The following is a 20,963-nucleotide window of genomic DNA, read 5'->3' on the forward strand; positions in this document are numbered from 1 at the left end:
AGAGGTGTAGCAACAAGAGTGCCAGCTCTTTGTCGTTTCCTGACAATTAACGCTACCAATCGTCGCAGACAAGGCCGGGCATCTATAGGAGCGAGCTTTTGACGCAGTAGCAGAGAGCTCGCGAGCAAGCTCGCTCCTACAGGGAAAAATGGGCGTCAGGTGGCCGCAAACAGACAGGCCTCGACATCCATGCCGGCGTCGCGCATCTGCGCCAGCTTGTAGCGCAGCGTGCGCGGGCTGATGCCCAGGCGTTCGGCAGCCTCCTTGCGGCGACCGCGCTCGGTGCGCAGGGTGTCGATGATCATTTCGAATTCGCGACGGCGCAGGTCATCGCCCAGTGCTCCGGTAACGGCATCAAGCGGCAACGATTCGACCGATACCGGCAATGGCGCGCACGCCACCGGGCCGGCCAGACAGAAGTCCGGCGCCTCGATCAATCCGCCCTGCTGCAGAATCAGCGCCCGCTGAATCGCGTTATCCAGCTCCCGCACATTGCCCGGCCAGGCGTAGGCCGTCAGACTTGCCATGGCCTGCGGCGAGAAACGCACCGCGGTGTGCTTCATTTTGTTGATGTACTTGGCCAGCAAGCGCTCGGCCAGCGGCAGAATATCGGCGGTGCGCTCGCGCAAAGGCCGCCAGGCCAGCGGAAACACCGAGAGCCGGTAGTACAAGTCTTCACGAAAGCGCCCCGCTGCCACTTCGCCCGCCAGGTCACGGTTGGTGGTAGCGACCACCCGGATATCCAGCACAATCGGCTTGCGCCCCCCGACCCGCTCCACTTCCCGCTCTTGCAAAACCCGTAGCAATTTGGCCTGCAAGCCCAGGGGCATCTCGCTGATTTCGTCGAGCAACAAAGTACCGCCGTCCGCCTGCTCAAACTTGCCCGCCTGCGCCGCAATCGCACCCGTGAACGAGCCCTTCTCATGGCCGAACAAGGTGGCTTCGAGCATGTTGTCGGGGATCGCCGCGCAGTTGATCGCCACGAAAGGCTGGCTGCTGCGGTGTGAGTGCTGGTGAATGTATCGCGCGAGCACTTCTTTACCGGTGCCGGATTCGCCCGAGATCAGTACTGTCGAATCGCTGCGGGCCACGCGTGCAGCCAGTTCCAGCAACTGTGTGCTGGCCGGCTCAACCGCCACCGGCCCCTCGCTGTCAGCCACCCCCAGACACCCCAGTGCATGCCGGGCAACCAGATCCAGCAGCGCCTTGGGTTCAAACGGTTTCACCAGATAGTCCACTGCGCCCTGACGCATGGCATCCACGGCGCGCTCTACAGCACCATGGGCCGTCATCAACAACACCGGCAATTGCGGCTGGCTTGCACGCAACCGGCCAAGCAATTGATGACCGTCCATGCCGGGCATATTGACGTCACTGACCACCAGGCTGAATGACTCGCCAGCAACCGCTTGCAGCGCCTCTTCGGCCGAAGCCACCGCACGAAAACCGTGGCCGGCCAGCAGCAGGGTGTCAGCCAGCGCTTCGCGCAGGGCATGATCATCTTCGACCAACAGAACCTTGATTCGCATCGCCATCAGTTTTCCTGCGCCTCGCCTGGAATCAGCGGCAAGCTGAGCACGGCACAAGTGCCGCGCCCCGGCCGCGAATGTAAGAGCATCTGCCCCTGGTGCGCACGCACCACGGCATTGACCACCGCCAGCCCAAGGCCCGTGCCGGTGGCCTTGGTGGTGAAAAACGGCTCGCCCAGGCGCTCAAGCACCTTGGGTTCAATGCCACTGCCGCTGTCACTGACACACAGGCGCAGGGTGTTGCCACGGGCATACAGATGAACCTTGAGCCGCACCTGTGGCGTGCCTGCCTGCAGGGCGTTTTCGATCAAATTGAGCAACGCACCGACCAGGGTGTCGCGATTGCACAGCACCTGGCCGCCATAAGCGTCGCACTGCCAGCGCATCGACACGCCCTGAACATGGGTCTGTGCAGCGGCCTGCAGGGCCTGCATCAGGGCATTGGGGCTGACGCGATCCGTCAGTGGCAGTTCGCCACGAGCAAACACCAGCATGTCGCGCACCTGGTGTTCCAGCTCATGCAGCCGCTCCTTGAGGCGCCCGGCAAAACGCTGCTGGGTGTCGACGGGAAGCACTTGCTCAGTCAGATGACTGGCGTAGATCAGTGCTGCCGACAGTGGCGTGCGGATCTGATGTGCAAGAGAAGCGACCATGCGCCCCAATGAAGACAAGCGCTCGTGACGGGCGAGCTGATCTTGCAGGCGCCGGGTTTCTGTCAGGTCGTTGAGCAATACCAGTTGGCCGGGCTCGGCATCCAGCGAGCGGGTGGCAATCGACAGACGCCGCCCGTCTTTAAGCGACACCTCATGGCCGTCATCTTCGCGGGGAGCGAAGCAGCGGGCGATTACATGGCGCCACAGCTCGCCCTCCAGAGGCAAGCCAAGCAACTCGCTGGCAGCAGGGTTGGCCTCGCGCACCCGGCCGCGATCATCAATGACGATAACCCCGCCAGGCAACAGATCAAGGAGGTTTTGCAGGCGGTTGGCCAGCCGTTCTTTCTCGGCCAGCTCTGCCATGCGCTGGGCGCTGACAAACGCCAGCTCGCCTTTAAGCTCGCAGACCCGGGCTTCGAGCAGACTGTAGGAGTCGCTCAACTGGGTCGGCATTTGATTGAACTGCGAGAACGCCTGCTCCAGCTGCGCCGGGGTGGAGGGAGCAGCCCCCAGCGACATGGCTTGCCCTGCGAGATCAGGGCCAGAGGGCTGTTGGGCAATGTGCGGCATGGGACGTTCTCGCTTGGCTGACCGTCATAAAACGGTTCGTTAACCCAAGCGGTGCAATACCCGTGCCTAAAGAAGCGGCTTAAACCGGTGCAGGTGCAAGGGTGCCGGCGATGACTGCCCCGGGCACGCAGGAGCTCGCGAGCACGCTCGCTCCTACAGAGTCAGGGGATCCGGGAAGTGGCAGCAGGCGTCAATCTTCCGCCTGCTCTTCCCCGTCGCGACGGCTCATGCCGTATTTGCGCATTTTCTCAACCAGGGTGGTTCGACGAATGCGCAGGCGTTCGGCCGCGCGGGCCACGATGCCGTTGGCGTCGTCCAGCGCCTGCTGGATCAGCCCTTGCTCCAGCCCGCCGAGGTAGTCCTTGAGGTCCAGGCCTTCGGGCGGCAGCATCGCAGCAACGCTGAAGTCCGGTGCGTTGTTGTTGATCGCCACACGCTCTTCCATATCGCTGAACAAGGTGTCGGACAACTGCTCGTCGTCGTCATCCACGTAGCGAAATTTCTTAGGCAACTCAGCAACGCCGATCACTCCGTACGGATGCATGATCGCCATGCGCTCAACCATGTTGGCCAGCTCGCGGACGTTGCCCGGCCATGCGTGGCGACACAACGACATGATGGCGCCGGAATTGAAGCGGATCGAACCACGCTTTTCGTGCTCCATGCGCGAAATCAGCTCGTTCATCAGCAGCGGAATATCTTCGACCCGCTCACGCAGGGGCGCCATTTCGATCGGGAACACATTGAGGCGGTAGTACAGGTCTTCGCGGAAAGCGCCGACCTCAATCATGCTTTCAAGGTTCTTGTGGGTGGCGGCGATGATCCGCACGTCAGCGCTCTGGGTCTTGTTGCTGCCCACCCGTTCAAAGGTACGCTCCTGCAACACGCGCAGCAGTTTGACCTGCATCGGCAGCGGCATATCGCCGATCTCGTCGAGAAACAGCGTGCCGCCATTGGCCAGTTCAAAACGCCCGGCGCGGCTGGTGATGGCGCCGGTGAAGGCGCCCTTCTCATGGCCGAACAGCTCGCTTTCGAGCAGCTCTGCAGGAATCGCCCCACAGTTAACCGGTACAAATGGCGCATCGCGGCGCTTGGAGTGGTAATGCAGATTACGCGCAACCACTTCCTTGCCGGTCCCGGACTCGCCGAGGATCAGCACGCTGGCGTCGGTATCGGCCACTTGCTGCATCATTTGACGCACATGCTGAATGGCCCGGCTTGTGCCCACCAGGCTACGGAACAAGTTGGGTTCGCGATGACGGCCACGCTCGCGGGCCTGGTCATACATCTCGCGATAGACCTGAGCACGGTGCAGGGAATCAAGCAGTTTGCTGTAGCTGGGGGGCATTTCGAGGCTGGATAAAACGCGGCGACGCTGGTCTTCCGGCAGGTCGACTGCAGAAATTTCACCTAAAAGCATGATCGGCAGGAACTCATCCCATCCGGCCAGTGTCCTAAGCAAGCTTGAAACACCGCCGGCGAGGCTTACAGCGCCTACCAGCACACAGATCACTTCGCGACTGGATGACAAAGAGCTAACCGCCTGCTCCCATTCCTGGCTTGAGCTGGCTAAATTTTCTTCACCGAGAAAATTTAAAATCACCGCCAAGTCGCGGCGGCGGACGCTATCGTCATCGATCAGCAGAATTTTGGTTTCACGCCACATGCAATAGCAACTTCCCTAGTCAACTCATTGCCCCGGATGACAGGGCAGATGCCGTCGCCCTATCTGTTGGATATCTAAGACGACTGAAAACAGAATACAGCACTAGTTAAGTCAAAAAGAAATACAAGTCAAATTTATGGCGCGGAAAGTGTCAATTAACCATATGTTTCTTATGCCTTAACGGAACAGATGGTAAACCTTTGAGGCATTTTTTGCTTGATTGATCTGAGACATTTGCTCGACAAGCAATTGACGCTCATCGGTCGCCGCTTCCAGCAACATCCGATAGACCACCAGCAACCCTTCCAGATTCTCGCGCAACACGGCCTCATCCACCGGCGCCTCATCCAGCACACTCTCGACACACACCCGGCAGGCCGAATCCAGCTGGCCGATGGCATCCCAATTGCGTTCAGCCAGGGCATCGATCAGCGCTTCACGGGTTTCTTGAATTCGTTGCAGTTGGCTCATGACGCACTCCTCAGGCCTTCAATTTTATTGTGGTGCGATCTCGTCCCAACCACTTTTAACCGTGATCAGCAGGCGGGCCACTTCGTCGATGATTTCAGGGTCATTTTGCGCATTGGCCTGAGTCAAACGAATGGTCATGTACTCGTACAGACTGTCCTGGCGCTGAAACGCGACCTTGTCTTCAGTCTTTGATTCATCCATGCCCTGACGCAGGCCCGTGATGATGTCGATAGCCTTGGTGATCAACACCACCTTCTGCGGGATATCACCACGGCTCATCGCGCCTTTGGCCTGAGCCATGCGATCCAGACCGCCTTCCATCAGCATTTGAATCAGGCGATGGGGGCTGGCCTCAGAGATTTGGGCGTGGGAATTGACCTTCTGGTACTGACGAAGGGCGCGCATCGGGTTCATGTTGCTACCTCATTACGGTGACAGGCAAAAATGGCCAGGACTTGATCTTTATGTCGACTGTCACGGCTAAAACTTTAATGATCTGACTGCGTCAAATCAGCTGGATTTAGGGTTATTCAGCGAGTTCAGGGTGGTCATGATGCTGGAGCTGCTGGCGTTGATCTTCGCGATCAAGGTGTCCATGGCGGTGTACTTGGAGGTCAGGGAGGTCTTCATGCTATCCATGCGCCGGTCCAGATCCGCCTGCTGGGTGGTCAGATCGGTCAGCTTGGTATTCAAGTCAGCGACCCGACTCGCCAGGAGCCCGGTAGTACCGACATAGCTGTCTGTGGCCTTGGTCATACGCGCAACCAGACCCGTGTCACCGGTAAACACCTTGCTGATTTCGAGTGCGCCATTGGGCGTTGCGACTGCGGCATCCCACTTCTTGTCATCCAGGGTCAAAAGCCCGGTTTTCTGATCGGTACTGATACCCATCTGGGACAGGCTGCCCATGCTCGACGAACTGCTGTTCTGCAGCAGCTCGTTTCGAATGCCGTTGACCAGTTGCCGCATCGAGGCATCGCCGGTCAGGGCGCCCGAGGTAGTGGTTGCGGCATCACCCGTGGCAGTGACTTTGGTTTGCGTGTTGATACTGGTCAGCAGCGCGTTGTAAGCGCTGACAAAGGACTGGACCGAGGTTTTCAGGGTTGCCGTATTGGAAGCCACGGTAATGGTCGACGCCTTGGTATCAATCAACTCCAGCGTCACGCCGCTGATGGCCGAAGTGATCTTGTTGCTCGACGACTCCATGGCGATGCCATCAATGGTGTAGATGGCATTCTCTGGCGCTTTACCGGCGTCATACCCGCTCGATAACTCTGAATCACCACTGATGGTGATGTCGGTCCCCTTGCCCGTGGTTTGCGAACCGATAACCAGGCGTGACCCGTTGGCATCGGTCAAAACGTTGGCACTGATGCCCTTGGATTGCAGCTGGTTGTTAATCGCTTCCCGGGTTTGCTGCAGGGTAGCGCCAGCCGGGACCGATACATTGTAATCAGTGCCAGACTGCGAAATGGTCAGGGTCGTGGGCTCGGTACCCGAGTTGACCACTGAAGAGGCACCACCCTCAAATACCTTGCTGGTCACTTTCGAGGCGGTCGCCAGCTTGGTCACATCCAGCGCATAGGTGCCGCTGGAAGCCTTGTCATCAATGGTGACCTTGGAAATTTTTTCATCGGACGACGTAGCCGCCAGACCGTTGAAGCTGGAGACACTATTGAGCTTGGCAATGGCTGCGCGATAGGTTTCAAGCGCGCCCTTTACCGTACCCACAGCGGATAACTGAATCGTGGTGTCTTTTTGCTGCGCAGTTATCTGGGTTTGCTTGGGTGCTTTTTCAGCATCAACCAGCGCTTTAACAATACCGATGGTATCGAAACCCGAACCAACACCCGTAATCGTAGAACTTGCCATCTGTATTCTCCTTGTCCGGGCTGCCGCTTTATGGGCTTACGCTTTTTTGACGAGCAAGACCGAGGAAGCAGACAGCATCACAATTCATGCCACCTTCACGCTTTGGCCTGAAAAAGCAGGCTGTGAGGGTCAGCCAGGTTTTGCGCCAACTTGAGGGCCACCTCTGAAGGCAGCTGGCGAATCACCTCTCCACTGTCGGAGGCAATCACCTTGACCACCATGACGCCGGTGGTGTCATCAATCGAAAAGTCCAGCTTGCGCTGGTTCGACTGTGCGAATTCTTGTATGTCACTGACAGCCTTTTCCAGTTCCGCGCGCTCAGGCGGCTTGCCTGTCACCGGGGCCGTGTGTGCCTGAGTGGTTGCAACAGGCGCTGGCGCGGGGCTTGATGCCCCTGCTGCGCTCGGGTAAGCGGTATTCAGCTTGATGCTCATGTCCATGTCACCACCTCAAAACTGAAAAAAACGAAAGGGCACGTAAACGCACCCTTCCGTTGTCAACCGAGGGCTGAAATTACTGAAGCAATTTCATCACAGCGGATGGCAGCTGGTTCGCCTGGGACAGGATCGCGGTAGCGGCCTGTTGCAGGGTTTGTTGCTTGGTCAGTTCTGCAGCTTCCGATGCGAAGTCAGTGTCCTGAACGCGGCCACGGGCAGCAGTCGAGTTCTCGGAGATGCTTTGCAGGTTGGACACAGTGCTGTCGAAACGGTTTTGCACGGCACCCAGCTCGGAACGCTGAGTATCGATCTGCTGGATTGCGCCAGTCAGGGCCTGGATCGACTGTTGAGCGCCTTCGGCAGTCAACACGCTCAGGTTCGATACGCTGGTTTCGACAGTGTTGGCGGTGGTGGTTTTAGCCGTAGTCGTCAGACCCAGAGAGGCCAGGCCAGTACCAGCGCTACCGTCCGCAATGGTGATGTCTTTGGTGGAGAACAGCTTAAGCGTGTTGTCAGCATTTTTGCTGGCAGTAACGCCGGTACTCGCGCTGTTAATCGAGGAAACGATGGAATCCATCGAGTCGCCTTTCTTGAACTTCACTTCTACACCGTTGAAGGACACGGAAGTGTCAGCGGTCAGCTTGGCTTGGGTGGTGCCAGTGGACAGACCTAGCTTGGATAGCGAGCCTGGACCAGTAGCGCCCGCACCGTCAGTCAGACTGATTGCCTGACCGCTATCAGAAGTCAGCACCAAACGACCATCTTTAACTGACGCACTCACACCCGTTTTAGCTGTAGTGCTCGCTGTTGTTATATCTGTTGCTGCTTGTTCAAGCGTACCTGCTTTGATAGCGACAGTAAGGCCGTTAATCTTTACTTCGCCAGCATCTAACTGGTTTGTTTTCGGGTCAGCTGGAGTTACAAAGCCTGCATCGTCAGGGCCTGACGCTGTAAATTTAGCGGCCGAAGACAAAACCAAGCTAGTACCAACCGTGTCAGCTGACGCCGTTACGCCAGTTTTGGAGGTTTGCTTGTTAATTTCGGCAATTGCGTCTTCGATTTTGGAGCCTTTCGCAATAGCAATATCTGTTCCATTAACAGTCAGGATTTGATCTTCCGCAGCTGCGAAAGTAGCAGCAGCTGTCGCCTTAAAAGTAGCCGCATCGTTCACACCACCAACAACGTTTGCAGACAGCGTGCTTACACCACCCGAAGCACTCGCCTCACCAAAAGAACCTTTCAAACCGGTAGCACTGATATCGCTCATGCCAAACGAGATGGTCTGGTTGGCATCGGCACCGACCTGGAAGGCCTGGTTCTGGAACGAGCCGTCCAGCAGGTTACGACCACCGAACGTGGTGGTAGACGAAATACGGGTCAGTTCACCGACTTTCGCGGTGAATTCTTGCTGCAGGGATGCACGGTCATCGTCGCTTTTATCACCGTTCGCGGACTGCAGGGCCAGTTCACGCAAACGTTGCAGAATGTTGGTCGACTCTTGCATCGCGCCTTCAGCAGTCTGTGCAATCGAGGAGCCGTTGTTGGCGTTGGCGATTGCTACAGTCATGCCTTTAACCTGGGAGGTCAGACGGTTGGCGATCTGCATGCCGGCAGCGTCGTCTTTGGCGCTGTTGATTTTCAGGCCGGAAGACAGACGGGTCATCGAGGTGCTCAACGAGTCGCCGGCTTTGTTCAGGTTTTTCTGAACGGTCTGGGATGTGACGTTAGTGTTTACTGATAAAGCCATGACGAAATCCTCATTGGATGAATACTGCGGCTTCCGGCCCTGGCAACCGCCGGGTGTGGCCTAGAGAACCTTCGTAATAGTTATCGTCGTGAATGCAGGTTGCTTGAGGGGTTTTTTGTTTTTTTTTACTGGCCGGGGGCCATCCCTTGTGTTTCAAGGGCTTACATAGCTCCATGAGCGGCCAATTTCCCTGTGGGAGCTGGCTTGCCAGCGATGGCTTCAGCTCAGGACCGCCTCGCTGGCAAGCCAGCTCCTACAAAGGGGTCGCCACAACGCAAAACGCCCATGGCTTTTGGCCATGGGCGTTTTTTGGTTCAAGCGTCAGTTCAAGGGCGATAGATGATCGCCGAACCCCACGACAGGCCTACGCCAAAGCCGCTCAGGGCTACGCGCTTCCAGGTCGGGGCATCCATTACGTGCCTTTCCAGCAGCAATGGAATGCTCGATGACACGGTGTTGCCGGTCTCGACCATGTCCTTGATGAATTTCTCCGGCTCGCCTTCAAAGCGGCGAGCAACCGCGTCAACGATCGCCGCACTGCCCTGGTGGATGCAGAAGGCATCGATGTCCTGGGAGGTCAGCCCGGACTCGTCCATCAATTCGTGCAGGTGCGCCGGCACTTTGAGCAACGCGAAGTTGAAAACCTGACGTCCGTTCATGAAGAACACGCCATCGCTGACTTTCAAGTGCGGGGCACCCGAACCGTCGGTGCCGAATTTGGCTTTGCCCAGCTGCCAGGGAGCGTCTTCGCCCATCCAGGTAGCGGTGGCCGCGTCGCCAAAGAGCATGGTGGTGTTGCGGTCTTCCGGGTCGACGATTTTCGAATACGGGTCGGCGGTGATCAGCAGGCCGTTTTTCAGGCCCGTGGCTTCCATGAAGCCTTTCATCGCGTAGATGCCGTAGACATAGCCCGAGCAGCCCAGGGAAATATCAAAGGCCGCTACGTGGGTCGGCAGGCCAAGCTTGTCCTGGACGATGGCAGCGGTGTGCGGCAAACCTTCCGCGTCACCGTTTTGAGTCACGACGATCAGCGCGTCAATGGATTCGCGCTTGAGCTGCGGGTTGTTGGCAAATAGTGCGTTGACTGCCTCGACACACAGGTCCGAGGTTTCCTGGTCAGCATCTTTGCGCGGCAAAAATGCCGAGCCAATCTTGCCCAGAATGAAGTCTTCGTCCTTGGAGAACTTCGCGCCCTGGGCGTAGTTGTCTACACCGTCTGCAGGCACGTAACTGGCGATGCTTTTAATGCCAATCATTGTGGCTTCCCAATACTGAATAGCTGGAGATCACCCGCTCGCACAATCGAGGGGCGCTGACAATAAAAGGGCTTAAACGCGCAAAAAGCGGCGAATGTGGGTGCATGAAAATAGACAAAACAGCCTGAAAAAGGCTCTGCACCCGCCCGTACGTTTCACACGATACAGTGAAGATGCGCGTTGTGACTCATAGGTCACTTGATTTGGTGCGGTTTTTTACAAAACGTTTCGGGCAGGGCCAGGATTCTGTGGGAGCCGGCTTGCCGGCGATAGCATCACCCTGCCCCTTCAGACAGTCCGGTATTGCCGGTATCGCTGGCAAGCCAGCTCCCACAGGTTTGCTGCAAATTCTGCGTTACAGCTGATTGAACAGGCTCAACTGCGAGATTTTGACAAATGCCAGTTGCGAGGCTTCGAGCATGGCTTTCTGGAATGCCAGGTCGATCGAAGCGCCGGCCATGTCGGTGTTGCCAATGGCGGCGGTGGTGGAGTCGTTGGCCAGGCCCATGCTGATGTTTTCATCGGTCTGGATGTCCACCGCTTTCAAGCGCGCACCAATGGAACCCCGGGCACTGTCGACCCCGGCACTGGCGTTTTTCAAGTTGCCTATTGCCGAGTTGATGGCGTCTTTCTGGGTTTGCTGGGCCACCGGGTCCTTGTCACTGGGGATCACCAGCGCCTTGCGCAACTGGCTAATGGTGTCCAGCGCACTTTGACTCTGATGGTTGTTGCTGTTGACCACAAACTGGTCGCCCGCAGCGCGCGCACCGGTGAAATCAAAGGTGACGCCCATGGCCGTGATCGAGTCGCCCGCCATCGTGCCGCTGGCAATCGACTTGCTGCTGGCCGTCACTGGCTGGGTGTAGATTTCATATTGCGTATCGCTGGTGAACTTGATGACCGCGCCACTGCTCGGGAAGCTGTCGCTGTAGGCCTTGGCATCGGCCACGGCGGTACCGGTGATCTGCGCCGTCGAGGTGTTGCTCGGGGTGCGCGAGGCATTGAAGGTGTCAGACTTGGCCTCAAGGGTAAAAGAGTGCCCCGCCACTGCCGCATCCTGATCGACTGCAGGAATGTCCTTGAGGTCCAGGTTGATGTCGAACGATACGCCGCGCAGGCTGATGCTGTGGGCACCCTCCTTGGTGGAATCGAAGACGCCATTGCCAGACACTTCAGCGGTCACGTCATTGCCTTGGGCGTCGGTCAGCTTGTACTGGGTGCTGCTGGTGAATGCCAGCGTGTAGGGCTGACCATCGACAAAGCTTTTATTGAATACCGGGCTTGAAGTGATCAAACCGGCCGACAGCGAGACCTTGCCATTGTCGGGGATGACCGCGCCGGTGGCGTCTACCACCGGCAGTGCCGTGACCTGTGTACGCCCGGTATTGACCGAGTTCTCCATAAAGCTCTTGGCCGTGTCGCTGCCGGCCAGGCTCAGGGTGTCCGAGACCTTGAGGTTGAGCTGGGTGTCGTCACCCTGATAGCTGTACGTCCCGTCGTTGTTGCGGGTATAGGGCGGGGTGTCGGTTTTCGAACCGGAGAACATGTAGTTGCCCGCGGCGTCCTTGCTGTTGAGCAAGCTGAACACCTGGTCTTCGATACTGCCCAGTTCGTTGGCGATGGTGGCGCGATCGGCATCGCTCTTGCCGCTGCCAGCCCCCAACGCCAGCTCACTGGCCTTTTGCAACGCGGTGTTGATGCTGTCGAGAATGGTTTCCTGACTGCCCAGCGAGGCCTTGATGCTGTTCATGTTGGTGGTGTACTGACCCAGCATGTCTTTTTGCTGCTGCAATTGCAGCAGGCGCGCGGCACCGACCGGATCATCCGCCGCAGTCTGGATGCGCACGCCGGAGTCGATCTGGCCCTGGGTCTTGATCACCGACGAGAAGTTGTTCTGGTAGGTGGCGCTGGTCGACTCAAAAAACTGGGAAGTAGAGATACGCATCGTCGAGAACTCCCTTAAAGACTGTTGATCAGCGTGCTGAAGGTTTCTTGCGCCGCTTTGATGATCTGCGACGATGCGGTGTAGTACTGCTGGAACTTGACCAGGTTGGAGGCTTCTTCATCGAGGTTGACCTGGGACACCGAGCTGCGGGTCTGCGTGGCATACGCCAGCGCTGCGGTGTTGGCCGTACCGTCGACGGCGGCCTGGCTGGCCTTGCCGCCCACTTTGGAAACCAGCTGGGTGTACGAGGAAGCCATGCTGACACCGCCGGTGCCGTCTTTGCCGACGCCGACCGTGGCTTTGGTCTGCAGGCCCAGCAACAGGTTGGCGTTCGTGTTGTCTGCCTTGCCGTCCTTGTTGAACTTGATGTCGAAGCTGTCGCCCTTGGCCGGCGACCCGCTGATGGTGGTGTCAAAGCCTATGGTTTTGGCCGTGCCATCGGCGTTTGTCACCGGCAAGCCCGCCGCATCCAGCACTGGCAGGTTGATGGTGACCTTGTTGTCCTGGCCCGGCACGATGGTGCCCTTGGCGATCTCCTCGCCTTTTTCGTTCAGCACGCGGTAGCCCTGGGCCCCGCCCGCGGCTTCGTCAAACGCAATACGCACCGGCATTACGCCTTCAATCTGCGACTGCGTCTGGCCCAGGTCTGCGCCACCGTAGATATCCAGCACCGAGGACAGGCTTGGCGTGCTCAAGGTCCCCGTACCACTGTTGGAGCCGCCCTTCCCCGCCACCAGCGGTGCGGCGAACGCCAATTTACCGGCATCGCTCATCTGCACCCCGATATTGCTGGCGCCGTTGCGGGTCGGGCTGACTTTGAATTGATCGCCTTTGCTCAAGGCGCCACCGCTAAGGTCCATGGTGAAGCCATCGATCACTGCAGCAGGCTTTTGATCCAGATTGAAGGCGCCCATGCTGGTTCCGTCCGAGCGCTTGACCGTGTAGTCCTTGTCGCTGGTGAACGTCACCTGATAGTCGTAGGCGGTCAAGGCCCCACTGTCAGTAATGCTGACGTTCAGGTTGCCCGAGCCCGCACTGTTGCCGGTCGCGGCCAGGCTGCGCTGGCTGATGGCCTGGGCACTGTTGATGCTGTTGAACATCGACGAGCCAAACTCGCCATTGGCATCCAGGCCCTGCCCCAGCTGCTTGTTGATCGCGTCGGCGACCACAATCGCGGTGCGCCCCAAATCGTTGATTGCCGGGGCCAGCACGTCATCGCGATAGCGCAGCAGGCCGCCGATCTTGCCGCCGGTAATGACCGAAGTGACATCGGAGCTGGACTGCGCGTAGTTGATCTGAATGCTGAACTGGCTTTTATCGACTTTGCCCGGCACCGCCGACAAGGTATTGGACGTGTTGCCCTGCACCAGCGCCTGCCCTGTGCCCAGGGTCACGTCATAAACGTTGTCGTGTTCCTGGACCGTGACCCCAACCAGTTCATTAAGGGTGCGCACCGCTTCGTTGCGCGCATCCAGCAAGTTGTTCGGCGTGTTGCCGGCAGTGGTGGCCTGGGCGATTTGCTTGTTGAGCGAGGCAATGGTGGCGGTGTGCTGGTTGACCATGGAGGTCAGAGTATCCAGCTGGGTGTTGATGCCTTCGTTCTGCTGGTTGAGCTGGCTCGAGATCGAGTTGAAACGGTTACTCAGGGCTTGCGCATTGGTCAGCAATAACTGGCGGGCCGACATGTCGCCGGGAGCGCCGGCCGCGGTTTGTAAGGATGAAAAGAAACTGCTGAGCACAGCCGATATACCGGTGCTTTTATCTGACAGCAGTTTGTCCACCGAGCCGATCTGATCGAGATAGGCCTGGGCATCACCGTTGAGCGAGGTGGTGGTTTGCAACTGGGCGTCGAGGTAGGAGTTGTACACCCGGCGCACGTCAGCCAGGGTGGTGCCGGTGCCGATAAACACCCCGCCCACTTGCTGCGAGCCGGCGCTGCTCTGCACGATTTGCTGGCGCGAGTAGCCCGAGGTGTTGGCGTTGGCAATGTTGTTGCCTACGGTCGCCAATGCCCCTTGGCTCGCGTTCAGCCCCGACATCCCGATGTTGATCAAACTCGCCATGGTTCAAACCTTATATGTGCGTGGAAGAACCCGTCGAGACGTAGCTCTGGTAGGTCTTCATTTGCTTGGCAATCTGCGAAATCTTGCTCGCGTACTCAGGGTCGGTCGCATAACCGGCCTTCTGCAACTCACGAACAAACTGCTCTGGTTTATCGGCTGCGTTCAGCACTTCTTTATAACGATTGTTGCTTTGCAGCAGCGTGACCAGGTCGTGGAAGCTGTCCTGATAGGAGTCGTAAGAACGGAAGTCCGCCGTCTCCTTGACCATCTGCCCGCCCTTGAACTCACTGGTGATGGCCCGCGCCTGCGGCCCCTGCCAGCTGCCCGTGGCCTTGATGCCGAACAGGTTGTGGCTGCTGCTGCCATCCTGCTGGCGCATCACCGATTTACCCCAGCCGGTTTCCAGCGCCGCCTGCGCCACCAGATACAGCGGATCGACGCCGATGCGGTCGGCCGCCTGCTGCGCCATCGGCAACATGGTGGCGACAAAGGCGTCCGGTGATTCGAAGGCCTGTTTGGCCGGTGCCAGTGGCGGTTGCGCCACGGCCCGTCCATAAATCTGCATCCGCCCTTGCACACCGCCCGCGCTGAGCATGGGGTGGCGGCTGCCCTTGATCACGGCATCCATCGATGTGCTGGTGCGACCGGGCACGGTCCCGGTATTGAGGGTTGAGCGGGCCGGATCGGCCGAGGGCACAATCCCGGCCAGCAAGCGGTCGGTCAGTTTGTTCGGCAATGCCAGGCGACGCTGATTGAGCATTGCCACATCATTTTTATGCCCGCCTTCCACGGCAGTGGTGGCCACCCGCGAGGCCCACAACGGACGCTGGCCGCTGGAGCGTACAAACGGGCTGGCCGCCGCCGGGGTGACCGGGGCAGGTGTTTTCACTTCAGCGCTCAAGGCAGCCGTAGCGGCCTCCCCCGGCACTGCGGGTTTGTTCTTCGACATCTGGCGCATCAACACGTCAGCCAGACCGATACCGCCGCCCTGACGGGACAAGGTCACCGACAGTTGCTGGTCGTACATTTCCTGATACTGCTTGGCCGCGGGGGTGTTGAGCGGGTTGTCCTTGCCTAGCACTTCGTTCGCCGAGCGCATGGACTTGAGCATTTCGTTGAGGAACAGCGACTCGAATTCCTGCGCCACCTTGCGCATGTTGCCGTCACTTTCACGGTCGCCGACCTTCAGGTTGTTCAGACGATTGAGGTCGGTAAACGCCCCCGAATCGCTGCCACTGACCAGACCGCTCTTACGCATATCCATGACGGCGGCCTCAGATCACGATCAGGTCGGCTTGCAAGGCACCGGCCTGTTTCAGCGCTTCGAGAATCGCCATCAAGTCGCCGGGGGCCGCGCCCACCTGATTCACCGCACGCACAATCTCGTCCAGCGTGGTGCCAGGGCCGAACTTGAACATCGGCTTGGCTTCTTGCTGCGCATTGAGCCGTGAACGCGGCACGACAGCGGTCTGGCCGTTGGACAGCGGGCCCGGCTGGCTGACGATAGGGTCTTCGGTGATGGTCACGGTCAGGCTGCCGTGGGTCACGGCCGCAGGCGAAACCTTGACGTTCTGGCCGATCACGATGGTGCCGGTGCGCGAGTTGATGATGACCTTGGCCACCGCCTGTCCCGGATCGACTTCGAGGTTTTCCAGGATCGACAGGTAGTCGACACGCTGGCTGGGGTCCAGTGGCGCAGTGACCCGCACCGAGCCGCCATCAATTGCCTGGGCGACGCCAGGGCCGAGCAAGTCGTTGATCTTGTCGACCACGCGCTTGGCGGTGGTGAAGTCGGAGCGATTGAGGTTAAGGGTCAGGCTGTTGCCCTGATTGAAACCGCTGGGCACCGCACGCTCTACCGACGCACCACCGGGAATGCGCCCGGCAGAAGGAACGTTGACGGTGATCTTCGAACCATCACGGCCTTCGGCATCGAATCCGCCCACCACCAGGTTGCCCTGGGCGACTGCGTAAACGTTGCCATCGATACCCTTGAGCGGTGTAAGCAGCAGCGTGCCGCCGCGCAGGCTTTTGGAGTTGCCGATGGAGGAAACGGTGATGTCGATCACCTGCCCTGGCTTGGCAAACGCGGGCAAGTCGGCACTGATGGACACGGCGGCAACGTTTTTCAGCTGCACGTTACCCGAGCCAGGCGGCACCTTGATCCCGAACTGCGAGAGCATGTTGTTGAACGTCTGCAGGGTGAACGGGGTTTGAGTAGTCTGGTCGCCCGTGCCATTGAGCCCGACCACCAGGCCATAACCAATCAATTGGTTGGAGCGCACGCCAGAAATGCTGGCGATGTCCTTCAACCGCTCGGCGTGAACGCCCAGGGTGGTCGACATCAGCAGTACGGCTGCCAGCAAATGCTTGAGATGGGCGGTCATCACTAAATGGGCTCTTTTTAGAAAGGGAACAGCGGGCTAAGGAAGAAGCGGTCAAACCAGCCCGGCTGACTGGCATCGGCAAACGAGCCGGTGCCCGAGTAGGTAATGCGCGCATCGGCCACGCGGGTCGAGGACACGGTGTTATCGGTGCTGATGTCATCGGCCCGAACCAGGCCGGCAATGCGCACCAGTTCATCACCGGTGTTGAGGGTCATCCACTTCTCGCCGCGTACCGCGATGATGCCGTTGGGCAATACATCGGCTACGGTCACCGTGACCGAACCGGTGAGGCTGTTGCCCTGCCCGGCCTTGCTATCGCCCTTGGTCGCGCGGCTACCGCTGTAACCGGCATTGAGGCTCAGATCACCACTGCCCAGCGGGTTATTGGTGGTCAGGCCGCCGCCAAACAACGAGGTCAGACCGATGCTGGTGTTGCTGTTTTTGCCGATTGCCGAGTTGGCGTTTTTGCTCGCCTGAGTTTTCTCGTTCAGGGTGATGGTGATGATGTCACCAATGCGAAACGCCTTGCGGTCGCTATACAGGTTCTGTTCAAAGCCTGCCTGGTAAATCGAGCCGTTGTTGGCCGCTGCCGGCAGCGGAGTACGCGGCAGGACGGGGGCGTAATACGGGTCGTTGGGCCGCGGTGGCGGGCTGACGCAACCCGCCACGAAGGTGACGGCGCCCAATGCCAGAACTGAACAAAAACGTTTCATGACTGCTCCTGCGTAATTACAGATTTTGCGTAACAAACGACAACATCTGGTCGGCGGTGGAGATCACTTTGGAGTTCATCTCGTAGGCGCGCTGGGTGGTGATCATGTTGACCATTTCTTCCACGGTGCTGACGTTCGAGGTTTCCAGCGTGCTTTGCATCGTGGTGCCAAAACCGTTGAGGCCCGGGGTACCGATTTGCGGCGCGCCACTGGACGCGGTTTCCAGGAACAGGTTGCCGCCCTGGGACTGCAAACCGGCCGGGTTGATGAAGTCAGCGGTCTGTACGTTACCGATCACTTGCGCGGCCGGGTTGCCGGCAATCGTCACCGACACGGTGCCGTCCTGGCCAACGGTGAACGTCTGGGCATCGGCCGGCACCACAATCGCCGGTTCCAGGGCAAAGCCGCTGGCGGTGACGATCTGGCCGTTGGAGTCCAGGTGAAAGGTACCGTCGCGGCTGTAGGCCGTGGTGCCGTCCGGCTGCATGATCTGGAAAAAACCGCGGCCATTGATCGCCATGTCCAGCGGCTGGTCGGTGGTTTGCAAGCTGCCTGCCGTAAAGTTCTTTTGCGTGCCGACGATGCGCACCCCGGTGCCTACCTGCAGGCCCGACGGCAGTTCGCTGTCCTGGGTCGACTGGGCGCCAGGCTGGCGTTTGATCTGGTACAGCAAGTCCTGAAATTCGGCACGATCACGTTTGAAACCGGTGGTCGAGACGTTGGCCAGATTGTTGGAAATGGTGGTCAGGTTGGTGTCTTGTGCAGCCAAACCTGTTTTTGCAACCCACAGTGCCGGAAGCATGGTGCTCTCCTCGCGCGCCGTTCAGGGCGCTGCGTTTAAGTAATTGGCCGAGTTAGCTCATTGCCAGGACGCGGGTCATGGCCTGGTCGTCTTCTTTGGCGGTGTTCATCATTTTGATATGCAGTTCGAACTGCTTGGACAGGGCCAGCACCGAGGTCATCTCGTCGACGGCATTGACGTTGCTCGCCTCCAGAAACCCCGAGACCACACGCACGTTGGCGTCGGCCTGGGCCGGCTTGCCGTCGTTGGTGTGGATCATGCCGTCCAGGCCCTTGCTCATGGTTTTGAGGTCCGGCTGGACCAGCTTGATGCGGTCCACTTGCGCCATCACCCGCGAGCCTTCGCCCATGGCACGGATGGAGATGGTGCCGTCTTCACCGACTTCGATTTTTTGCTCCGGCGGCACGGCAATCGGCCCGCCGTTACCCATGACCGGCATGCCATTGCCAGCACGCAGAATGCCCAGGGCATCCACATTCATGCTCGCGGTACGCACATAGGCTTCACTGCCGTCGGGAGACTGCACGGCCATCCAGCCATCACCGGCCACGGCCACATCCAGGTCGCGCCCGGTTTCAATCATGGCGCCAGGGCTGAAATCGGTGGCAGGGCGCTCGGTCAGCGCATAGGCACGGGCTGGAAAGCTGTCACCAAACACCGGCATCGAGCGGGCCTGCTCCAGGTCCCGTTGAAAACCGTTGGTCGAGATGTTCGCCAGATTGTTGGCATGAGCCTTCTGCGCCAGTGCGTTCTGGCTGGCGCCGGTCATTGCCACATAAAGGTACTTGTCCACAGTCTTTCCTCTGTCTGACGGACGCTTGCCGCCCACCGCTGTACTGCAGAGCATCTAGCAATTTGCGCACCAACTTTTTTTTGACGCGGGTAATGGCCGCGCAGCGGGGCCTGGAGGCTTGTGTGGAGGCGGGAAAGGAAAGATTGAAGACGTAAAAACGGCGCTATTGTGCCGGTAGCGGCAAGGCATGGCCTGTGCTGTCAATTGCGCCGCTATTGCCGGCAAGCCGGCTGCTGCAGTTATGGGGCCGGTCAATAAACTGTGGGAGCACTTCGTTGCTGTGTTGAAGAGCTCGCGAGCAAGCTCGCTCCTACCAAGCTCGCTCCTACAGGATGGTGCAATTCACACACATCATGTGGGAGCCGGCTTGCCGGCGATTGGGCCTAAGCCGGCTTGATAATGTCGTACTCGCGCAGTTTGTTGGCGATGGTGGTGTGGGAGACCCCCAGCCGCTTGCCCAATAACCGGCTGCTCGGATGCTCGGAATACAGTTGCTCCAGCACCGCCTTTTCGAAACGCCCGACGATCTGCTCCAACCCGCCTTCCAGCGAAAACTCGCCCAGCGGCTGGCGCACGCCGTAGTCCGGCAGGCGGATATGCTCGGCCTTGACCACCCCGCCATCGCACAAAGAAACCGCCTGAAACAATACGTTTTCCAGTTGCCGTACGTTGCCCGGCCAGTGGTAGTGGCTCAAGCGGCTCAGGGCCGCAGGCGCCAGACGCGGCAACGGACAACCGATTTGCCGGCTGGCCTGATCCAGGAAATGCTCGATCAAAGGCTCCAGCCCATCCAGACAATCGCGCAAGGGCGGAATGTGCAGCGACAGCACGTTAAGCCGGTGGTAGAGGTCCTGGCGGAACTCGCCCCGGGCACACAACTCGGACAAGTCGACCTGGGTGGCACACATCACCCGCACATCGAGGTACACCTCTTCATCACTGCCTACACGCCGAAAGCAGCCGTCCTGCAAGAAGCGCAGCAACTTGACCTGCAGACGCGGGCTCATCTCCCCGACGCCATCGAGAAATAGCGTACCGCCCGATGTCAACTCCAGCAGGCCGAGCTTGCCTTCGGCCCGTGCGCCCTCAAAGGCACCGGGGCCATAACCGAACAATTCGGTTTCAGCCATCGATTCAGGCAGACCGGCGCAGTTGAGCGCCATCAGCGGCGATTGTCCGCGCGGGCTGGCCAGGTGGCAGGCGCGGGCCAGCAGCTCCTTGCCGGTGCCGGTTTCCCCTTCTATTAATAGAGGAGCATCGAGCGGGGCCATGCGCCGCGCCTCACGCACCACCGCAGCCATGACTTTAGAGCTTTGGAAGATGCTGTCGAAACCGCGCAGTTCCTGTTTGCGCACGTTGTAGATCTGCTCGCCTACGCGGTCAGCACGATGCAGGGTCAGGACCGCGCCGGCCATGGCCTCGCTGTCATCGTGCTCCAGCTGCAAGGGGGCGATATCGGCCAGAAACACATCGCCTTTAATCTTGACCCGCAGGCCGTTAATCCGCGACTTGTTGGCGCGCACCAGCTCGGGCAGGTCAAAATCTTCGGCGTAGCGCGACAGGGCAATCCCCGGCACTTCATCCACCCGCACTCCCAGCAACTGGGCAGCGGCACGGTTGGCGGCCACGATGCTGCCGGCCATATCGATGGACAACACCGGAAACTCCAGGGCCCCGAGCAAGGCATTGAGTTCCATGTGCCTGCGCTCGCTGGGCATCAAGCCCACACGCTTGACCCCGAAGACCCCGGCGATGGTTTCGAACTTCGGACGCAGGGCCTGGAACTGCAGGTTGATCAGGTTCGGGCAGTACAGATAGATCGCGTTGCCCTGGTCGCCCCCCACTTCGCCGCGCTTGACGTTAATGCCGTAGGCAACCAGCAGGTTAAGGATGTCGCGAAGGATGCCAATCCGGTTTTGGCAGTGAACTTTGATACGCATGGGGCAAGGCTCGGGGCAAATAAGGTGGCAGGGGGGCCAATGGTGGAAGCCGGCTTGCTGGCCAATAGCGCGAATGCACCGCCAGGCCGGCTCCCACAGGGGTAAAGATTGAACAACCA

Annotated in this window: 17 protein-coding genes; all 17 read right to left on the reverse strand. The window is 59.2% G+C overall.

The genetic code is table 11. The features are described 5' to 3' along the window. Window positions 1-155 precede the first annotated feature (155 nt). Window positions 156-1,529, reverse strand: coding sequence for a sigma-54-dependent transcriptional regulator (locus ACP7BO_RS18815; protein ID WP_426212095.1), 1,374 nt, complete (start codon window positions 1,527-1,529; stop codon window positions 156-158). A gap of 5 nt (window positions 1,530-1,534) precedes the next feature. After that, window positions 1,535-2,701, reverse strand: coding sequence for a sensor histidine kinase (locus ACP7BO_RS18820; RefSeq protein WP_426212097.1), 1,167 nt, complete (start codon window positions 2,699-2,701; stop codon window positions 1,535-1,537). A gap of 241 nt (window positions 2,702-2,942) precedes the next feature. Beyond that, the gene (locus ACP7BO_RS18825; protein ID WP_060693880.1) at window positions 2,943-4,418 is read right to left on the reverse strand and encodes a sigma-54 dependent transcriptional regulator; all 1,476 of its coding nucleotides are present in this window, start codon (window positions 4,416-4,418) and stop codon (window positions 2,943-2,945) included. A 177-nt stretch (window positions 4,419-4,595) separates the two neighbouring features. Continuing rightward, on the reverse strand, window positions 4,596-4,889 hold the full coding sequence (locus ACP7BO_RS18830; RefSeq protein WP_060693882.1) for a hypothetical protein: 294 nt from the start codon (window positions 4,887-4,889) through the stop codon (window positions 4,596-4,598). Window positions 4,890-4,913: 24 nt separating this feature from the next. After that, a complete protein-coding gene (gene fliS / locus ACP7BO_RS18835) occupies window positions 4,914-5,303 on the reverse strand; it encodes a flagellar export chaperone FliS (protein WP_426212040.1) in 390 nt (129 codons plus the stop codon). A gap of 96 nt (window positions 5,304-5,399) precedes the next feature. After that, entirely contained in the window at window positions 5,400-6,761 is a 1,362-nt protein-coding gene (gene fliD, locus ACP7BO_RS18840; protein ID WP_426212042.1) for a flagellar filament capping protein FliD, read from the reverse strand. A gap of 95 nt (window positions 6,762-6,856) precedes the next feature. Further along, the gene (locus ACP7BO_RS18845; RefSeq protein ID WP_426212044.1) at window positions 6,857-7,201 is read right to left on the reverse strand and encodes a flagellar protein FlaG; all 345 of its coding nucleotides are present in this window, start codon (window positions 7,199-7,201) and stop codon (window positions 6,857-6,859) included. A gap of 73 nt (window positions 7,202-7,274) precedes the next feature. Further along, the gene (locus ACP7BO_RS18850) at window positions 7,275-8,945 is read right to left on the reverse strand and encodes a flagellin (RefSeq protein WP_426212046.1); all 1,671 of its coding nucleotides are present in this window, start codon (window positions 8,943-8,945) and stop codon (window positions 7,275-7,277) included. A gap of 326 nt (window positions 8,946-9,271) precedes the next feature. Further along, window positions 9,272-10,201, reverse strand: a complete 930-nt coding sequence (locus ACP7BO_RS18855; RefSeq protein ID WP_060693891.1) for a ketoacyl-ACP synthase III — start codon at window positions 10,199-10,201, stop codon at window positions 9,272-9,274. Window positions 10,202-10,556: 355 nt separating this feature from the next. Continuing rightward, window positions 10,557-12,146, reverse strand: a complete 1,590-nt coding sequence (locus ACP7BO_RS18860) for a flagellar hook-associated protein 3 (RefSeq protein WP_426212048.1) — start codon at window positions 12,144-12,146, stop codon at window positions 10,557-10,559. Window positions 12,147-12,160: 14 nt separating this feature from the next. Continuing rightward, window positions 12,161-14,209, reverse strand: coding sequence for a flagellar hook-associated protein FlgK (gene flgK, locus ACP7BO_RS18865; RefSeq protein WP_426212050.1), 2,049 nt, complete (start codon window positions 14,207-14,209; stop codon window positions 12,161-12,163). Between the two features lie 10 nt (window positions 14,210-14,219). Further along, window positions 14,220-15,473 carry a flagellar assembly peptidoglycan hydrolase FlgJ gene (gene flgJ, locus ACP7BO_RS18870; RefSeq protein WP_073509248.1) on the reverse strand — a complete coding sequence of 418 codons (1,254 nt, stop codon included), beginning with the start codon at window positions 15,471-15,473 and terminating at the stop codon, window positions 14,220-14,222. Window positions 15,474-15,483: 10 nt separating this feature from the next. Beyond that, a complete protein-coding gene (locus ACP7BO_RS18875) occupies window positions 15,484-16,596 on the reverse strand; it encodes a flagellar basal body P-ring protein FlgI (protein WP_060693901.1) in 1,113 nt (370 codons plus the stop codon). Window positions 16,597-16,613: 17 nt separating this feature from the next. Further along, window positions 16,614-17,309, reverse strand: coding sequence for a flagellar basal body L-ring protein FlgH (flgH, locus tag ACP7BO_RS18880; protein WP_060693903.1), 696 nt, complete (start codon window positions 17,307-17,309; stop codon window positions 16,614-16,616). A gap of 16 nt (window positions 17,310-17,325) precedes the next feature. After that, window positions 17,326-18,111: a flagellar basal-body rod protein FlgG gene (gene flgG / locus ACP7BO_RS18885; protein ID WP_397454337.1), complete on the reverse strand. Its 786-nt coding sequence runs from the start codon at window positions 18,109-18,111 to the stop codon at window positions 17,326-17,328. Window positions 18,112-18,163: 52 nt separating this feature from the next. Next, entirely contained in the window at window positions 18,164-18,904 is a 741-nt protein-coding gene (locus tag ACP7BO_RS18890; RefSeq protein WP_426212055.1) for a flagellar basal body rod protein FlgF, read from the reverse strand. Window positions 18,905-19,287: 383 nt separating this feature from the next. After that, complete coding sequence (locus ACP7BO_RS18895; RefSeq protein ID WP_060693909.1) at window positions 19,288-20,844, reverse strand: sigma-54-dependent transcriptional regulator; 1,557 nt, start codon at window positions 20,842-20,844, stop codon at window positions 19,288-19,290. Window positions 20,845-20,963: the final 119 nt, after the last annotated feature.

This window comes from Pseudomonas sp. TWR2-1-1 (assembly GCF_049897045.1).
Classification (GTDB): domain Bacteria; phylum Pseudomonadota; class Gammaproteobacteria; order Pseudomonadales; family Pseudomonadaceae; genus Aquipseudomonas; species Aquipseudomonas versuta.